Genomic DNA, 6,522 nt, shown 5'->3' with positions numbered 1-6,522 from the left:
CCGATCTTGGCGGGGTCGGAGTCGAGGACCGCCACGACGTCGAATCCGCGGGCCGCGAAGCCCGGGTACCCGAGCAGCGCGGAGCCGATGCGGCCGAAGCCGACGATTGCGACGCGGCGGCCGCGGTCGAGGCCGAGGTGCTGCCTCAGGCGGGTCGCCAGCCCGGCGACGTCGTAGCCCATACCGCGGACGCCCCCCTCGCCGAGCACCGAGAGGTCCTTGCGGACCTGCGCGGCGTTCGTGCCCGCCAGGTCCGCGAGCCGCTCGGACGAGACGACGGCAGTGCCGGCGTTCTCGAGCTCCAACAGGCAGCGGAGGTAGACGGGGAGCCGCCGCACCGTCGCTTCCGGCGTGCTCGGGCGTCCCGCGTCCGTTCTCGCCATCGCGCGCGTCCTACCTGTTCCCGATCGTGCCCGACGCCTCGAGGGCGGCGAGCGCTGCCTTGATCTTCTGCGCGCTGTCGGCGTCCTCGGGCGGCTCCGGGAGTAGGGCGAGCGTGTCGCGGTACAGCTTCGCGGCTCCCGCGGCGTCTCCCGACAGGGTCAGCTGCTCGCCGAGGAGCACCGCGCCCTTTGCCCAGGACGGCGAGTACCCCATGGCGGCCTTGAGCGCGGCGAGCGCGTCGGCCTTCCTGTCCGTGCCGAGCATCTTGAGGTACCCCTGCTCGAACGCGTTGCGGCAGTTGACGTTGCCCGGCGAGGCCCTCATCGCCCCGAGGTACGCCTCGAGCGCGCCCGCAGCGTCGCCCTTCTGCTGCTTCAGGTCTCCGAGCAGCACCCACGCCTCGAAGTAGTTCGTGTCCATCGCGACCGCGTACGCGATCTCCTTGATGGCCTCGTCGAGCTTGTTCTCGCCGGCCAGCGCGATCGCGAGCTGGTAGCGCACGGCCGGACCGTACGGCTCGCATATCGTGCCCTCGCGCGCGGTCGCCACCGCCTGGGCCCGGTACTTCGGATCGAGGTAGTCGGCGCCGAAGTTGTACAGGTTGGAGAGGAAGACGTAGTTGTCATACTCGGTCGGCACGAAGGCGATGGCGGACTTCAGCGCGCTCTCGGCCTGCCCGAACGCCGAGACCCCCTGCTCGTACGAGGCCGTCGCGTCCTGGCCCGACTGTTGCGCCTGGCGCGCCTGCAGGATCGAGTTGACCGCGATGTCCTGCCAGGCGAGCCCCAGCTCCGAGCGGTACATGTCGTTGGTGGGGTTCAGCTTGATGGACTGTTCGATCGCCCGGACGCGGTCCATCCCGCCCGACCCGATGCGGCCCTTGAGGTAGTACCGGTCAGCGTATGCGTAGACGATGTTGCCGATGAACAGCGCGCCGCACGCGATCAGCACGATGACTGAGACCACTGTGCCCCAGGAGGGCGCGGAGACCTTGCGCGTCTCGGCGAGCGGCGACAGCAGCAGCGCCATCAGGATCCAGATGAAGATCGTCGAGCCGGTCACCGACAGGCCGAAGAAGAGGTGCCCCACGTAGGCGGCGCACGCCGCCCAGATGCCCGCCTGCAGCAGTCGCGGCCCGCCGCCCCCCTTGGCGAAGGCCATCGGACCGCCCAGCCACGCGGCGACGAAGAAGACACCGTACACGAGGATGAGCCCGGGTATGCCGACGCCCGTGGCGAGCTGCAGCGGGTAGTCGTGCACGTTGTCCGCGACCGAGAGGTAGCCGGCCGCCTGCACGTACTCATAGGGCTTGTACTTCGGGAAGAGGAGCCGGAAGGTGTCGAGCCCGAACCCTTGGATGGGCTTGTGGGCGACCGCCGAGGCGGCCGCCTGCCAGATCTGCATACGCGTGAGCGCCGAGCCCTCGCTCGTCTTGAAGATCGACGAGATGCGCTCGCCGACGTTGAGCACCGCGCTCTCGGACTTCAGGCTGATGCCGACGATGATCGCGACCACGACGACCGCCACGACGACGAGCGCCCAGTCGATCCTGCGCAGCTTCACCCCGCTGCGCCACGCCGAGATGGCGAAGAAGAACAGGCCGATGACTCCGCCGACCCACGCGCCACGGACGAACGCGGTGATCCAAGCGACGGCCGTCAGCAGGAAGCCCGCCCAGTACAGCGCGCGCCACCAGCGCGACTGCTCCGAGAGCGCGAGCGCGAGGCAGATGAGGAGCGGGAACACGAGGAAGCCGCCGAGCAGGTCCGGGTTGCCGTAGGTCGAGAAGCCCCGGTTCGCCTCGAAGGGCAGTTCGCCCCAGCGGATGAGATCGAGGCTGACCCTGGCCGACTCGTACGCCACGCCGGTCTGAGCAGCGATCGTCTTGGCGCCCGAGATCGCCGCGCCGACGTAGGCCGCGAGCAGCAGCGACAGCGCCAGCACGACCGCGGTGGCCTTGAGGTAGCCGGACTTGCGCTCGGGCGGCAGCGACATCCAGACCCAGGTCGCGCCGCCGAAGGCCGCGGCGACGAGCAGGAGCCACTCGTACCGCAGCGCGGGCGCGAACCTCGCGTACTGTGCCGTGAACGAGATGCCCGAGATCACGACCGCCCACGCCAGCGAGGCGACGCCCGCCCATTCGAACGCGTGCAGGCCGTCGCGCTCCCGTCGCCATACCGCCGCGATCCCGGACGCCCCCGCGACGACCAGCGGACCGAGTGCGGCGAACCGCATCCCGAGCGCGGTCACCGCCGACGCCAGCGCGGGCGTGACGGTGCCGAAGAACTGCAGGACGGCGTAGCCGCTCACGATGAGGTTCGAGAAGAAGAGCGTCACGATGACCGACCGGATGCGCGACGGGCGGTCGGCGAGCTGGATGGTGAGGAAGAACACCGTCGCGTAGTTGATGAAGGACACGAGACCCTCGAAACGGCGGTACTTGCCGAACAGCGCCGTCGGCGGGTGGATCGAGGTGAGCGTGGTGATGGCGAGCCACACGAGCATCGCGAGCACGAGGAACTCGAACCAGGTGAAGAAGCGGAACGGCTTCGCGCCGCCACGCCGGATGAAGCGGACCTGCCCGCCGGCCATGAGCACGTGCCACGCCCACGCGCCGAACCCGATGAGCGTGAGCGCCCGCATCACGACGATCTTCGCGATGTCGAACTGGTCGTAGGTCAGAGGCAGCGACCACAGGTGCGTCCACGTCAGGTTCGAGATCGCGATGGGCACGAGGAAGACGATCAGATGCAGGCACCACCACGCCAGCCGCAGCGAGGCGCTCTCGTGCTTGGGCGCGCGCACCTGCGCGGGCGCGGGCGCCGCCTTGCCGCCCTGCTTGGCGACGCCCTTGCCGGGGCCGGCGCCCTTCGCGTTGACGTTCTTCGGGTTGGACCTCTGTGCAGCCGCCACGTGGCCTCCTACCGCGCTCCCCGGCCCGTGAGGACCACGCGCAGCGTCTCGACGAGTATCTGGACGTCCATCAGCAGGTTCTGATGATACATATAGATGAGGTCGTACTTCAGCTTGCGTTCGGGCGTCGTGGCGTACGACCCGCTCACCTGCGCGAGCCCCGTGGCGCCCGGCTTGACGCGGAACCGCTCGCGGTAGCCCGGGATGTCGCGGGCGAAGCGCTCCACGAAGAACCCCCGCTCGGGCCTCGGCCCCACGAAACTCATCTCACCGGCGAGGATGTTGAGCAGCTGCGGCAGCTCGTCGATGCGGAAGGTGCGCAGGAACCGGCCGAGCGGCGTGATGCGCGCGTCGTCGTCGGCGGCGAGCACCGGGCCGGTGTCCTTCTCCGCATCGCGCACCATGGTCCGGAACTTGTGCACTCGGAACGGCTTCATGTCCTTGCCCACGCGCTCCTGGCTGAACGTGACCGGCCGGCCCATCGAGACGAGGATCGCCAGCGCCGCGAGGAGCAGGACGGGCGAGAGCACGACGAGCAGCGCGAGCGCGCTCACGAAGTCGGCGACCCGCTTGGTCGCCGCGTACCACGGCGGCACGGTACGGCGCGTGATCTCCATGAGCGGGATGTCGCCGATGAGGTTGTCCACGGTGCCGATGAAGACCTCGTAGAGCTCGGGCACCACGTCGACGCGCACGTCCGCCTCGTCGGACAGCGCGAGGTTCTCCACGAGCTCGCGCAGCGCCACCGGCGAGACGACGATCACGCGGTCCACGCGTTCGGCCGCGACCACCGCCGCCGCCTCGGACGCGGTGCCGAGCACGGGGAAGCCGGAGATCTCGCCGGGCGAGCTGATGCGCTCGTGCTCGTCGCGCGCGAGCAGGCCGACGACGCGGTAGCCCCAGCCCTCGCGGCGGCGCATCTCGGTCGCCAGCTCCACGGCCACGCCACCGACGCCGATGACGAGCACGCGCTGCTGCGGCCAGCGGATCGGGGTGACGCGCAGCAGCGACATGCGCCAGCCGGCCAGCAACATGTTCTGGAGCGCCCACGCGATACCGATCACGAGGCGCGACAGCGAGAAGAAGTGCGTGCCGGCGACGAACGCGATCGCGAAGGTCAGCAGCGAGCCGACGGTGACCGAGAGCAGGACCGCGCGCACGACCGCCCAAGGGTTCTCGGTCCGCTCGGGCTCGTAGAGGCCGTAGATGTAGCCGGCGCCGAGGAACGCGGCGGTGAGTATCGGCGCAAGGGACAGGTACGGCTGGAAGTTGAACTCGGGCAGGTGGCCGCCGAAACGCAGGAGGTACGCGAGCAGGAACCCGACGTTGACGAGCACGGCGTCGAGCACCACGGAGAGCGCTATGAAGCGTCCGCGCGACATACCTGGTTGCGTGCTCCGTCCTCTCCGCTCGGTGGCCCGTGCGCCTTCGTCACAGCGAGCGGTAGACCGCCGTCACCTCGTCGGCCATTCGTCCGACCGAGAACACCTCGCGCGCGCGGCGCGCCGCCTGCTCGCCGAGCCGCGTGCGCAGCGACTCATCGCCCAGCAGCGAGCCGAGCGCCTCGGCGAGCGCCGCCGGGTCGTTCGGCTCGACCGTCAGCCCCGTGACGCCGTGCTCGTTCGCGAACTCAACGCCGGTCCCGAGCCGCGTGCTGACCACCGGCGTGCCCGAGGCATGCGCCTCGACCTGCACCAGCCCGAACGCCTCCGAAGGTGCGACCGACGGCAGACAGAACACGTCGGCGGCACGATACCACGCGCGCAGGTCGAGGTCGCCCGCGTGCGGCAGGAACGTCACGCGACCGTCACAACCCAGCCCGGCCGCCAGAGCGCGCAGCTCGCCCTCGAGCGGGCCGCTACCGATTGCGACGAGGTCGCAGTCGAGCTGCGGCAGCGCGCGGAGCAGCACGTCGACACCCTTGTAGTAGACGAGCCTCCCGACGAAGAGCACGACCGGGCGGGAGTGCTGCGAGCGCAGCTCCTCGGCGCGCCGCATCACCTCGGGCGTGGCGTCGTAGCGCTCGGTGTGGATCCCGTACGGGACCACGCGGACCTTGGCGGCATGCCGCTGCAGCACCGGCGAGTTCGCCGCCATCTGGGGCGAGCCGGCGATGACCGCGGACGCGCGGTCGAGCACGCGGTCCGCAACGGGTCCGTACAGCGCCCCGAGCACCTTCTGGCGGACGATGTCGCTGTGATACCAGACCACCGAAGGCACCCCCCGGCCCGCGGACAGCCAGGCGACCTCGCCCCACGGGTAGGGGAAGTTGAGGTGGAAGACGTCGGTCTCGCGCACGAGTCCGCGCATCCGCGAGCGCATGCGGGGCGCGACGGGCGTGGACGCGTACGCGAACGCGCGGCTCTCGCGCACGACGCGCACCCCGCCGACGACCTCCTCGACGGTCGCGCGGCCCTCGTTCGCCACGAGCACGGTCACCTCTACGCCGTCGCGCGAGGCGAGCTCCTCGGCGAGGTCGCGCAGGTGGTACTCGATGCCCCCGAGGTGCGGCGGGTAGTACTTGTTGACGAAGGTGACCCGCATCGGCGGCCTCACCTACCTGCCCCAGTCGTCGTCGAGGCGCACGATGTCGTCCTCTTCGAGGTACTCGCCGACGGCGACCTCGATGACCTCGAGCGGCTCGGTCCCCGGGTTCTCGAGGCGGTGCGCCATGCCGAGCGGCACGTACACGGACTCGTTGGCGGCGACCGTGACGGTCCGCTCGCCGAGGGCCACCCGCGCGGTCCCGCGCACGACGACCCAGTGCTCCGTGCGGCGCGCGTGCGTCTGCAGCGACAGGCGGGCGCCGGGCGTGACGCGGATGGACTTGATCTGGAAGCCCTCGCCGCGCATGAGCAGCGTCCACCCGCCCCACGGGCGCGCGACGTCGCGCGGGCGCACGACCTCCTCGGCGCCGGCGGCCCGCAGCGCGTCGACGACGAGGCGCACGTCCTGCGCGCGGTCGCGCGTGGTGACGAGCGTGGCGTCCGCGGTGTCGACGACGAGCGCGTCGGTCAGGCCGAGCGTGGCGACGAGCCGGCCGGCGGAGTAGACGAGCGAGCCGGTCGAGCCGACGTCGACGGCGCGGCCGACGAGCGTGTTGCCGCGCTCGTCCGGCTCGGCGAGGCGCGCGATCGAGAGCAGGGAGCCGACGTCGGACCAGGCCAGCTCGGCCGGCACGACCGCGACCGCGCCCGAGACCTCGAGCACGGCGGTGTCGAACGG

Annotated in this window: 5 protein-coding genes; all 5 read right to left on the bottom strand. The window is 70.8% G+C overall.

Annotated elements, in window-relative coordinates:
- Positions 1–383, bottom strand: a 383-nt coding sequence (locus tag FDZ70_05130; GenBank protein TLM77855.1) for a redox-sensing transcriptional repressor Rex, incomplete at its 3' end; no start/stop codon positions are given.
- A gap of 10 nt (positions 384–393) precedes the next feature.
- Positions 394–3,297 carry a hypothetical protein gene (locus FDZ70_05125; GenBank protein TLM77854.1) on the bottom strand — a complete coding sequence of 968 codons (2,904 nt, stop codon included), beginning with the start codon at positions 3,295–3,297 and terminating at the stop codon, positions 394–396.
- An 8-nt stretch (positions 3,298–3,305) separates the two neighbouring features.
- The gene (locus tag FDZ70_05120; protein ID TLM77853.1) at positions 3,306–4,679 is read right to left on the bottom strand and encodes a sugar transferase; all 1,374 of its coding nucleotides are present in this window, start codon (positions 4,677–4,679) and stop codon (positions 3,306–3,308) included.
- A gap of 49 nt (positions 4,680–4,728) precedes the next feature.
- Positions 4,729–5,841 carry a glycosyltransferase gene (locus tag FDZ70_05115; protein ID TLM77852.1) on the bottom strand — a complete coding sequence of 371 codons (1,113 nt, stop codon included), beginning with the start codon at positions 5,839–5,841 and terminating at the stop codon, positions 4,729–4,731.
- 12 nt (positions 5,842–5,853) lie between these two features.
- Positions 5,854–6,522, bottom strand: a 669-nt coding sequence (locus FDZ70_05110) for a cupin domain-containing protein (GenBank protein ID TLM77851.1), incomplete at its 5' end; no start/stop codon positions are given.

The organism is Actinomycetota bacterium (assembly GCA_005774595.1).
Lineage (GTDB): Bacteria > Actinomycetota > Coriobacteriia > Anaerosomatales > D1FN1-002 > D1FN1-002.
The sequence above is the reverse complement of the archived record's forward strand: the minus strand, read 5'-3'. Positions and strand labels throughout refer to the sequence as shown.

What these genes read in the sequence shown, in the direction of transcription:
- FDZ70_05120 (TLM77853.1), bottom strand. Translation starts at nt 4,679, where the DNA reads ATGTCGCGCGGACGCTTCATAGCGCTCTCCGTGGTGCTCGACGCCGTG.
- FDZ70_05115 (TLM77852.1), bottom strand. Translation starts at nt 5,841, where the DNA reads ATGCGGGTCACCTTCGTCAACAAGTACTACCCGCCGCACCTCGGGGGC.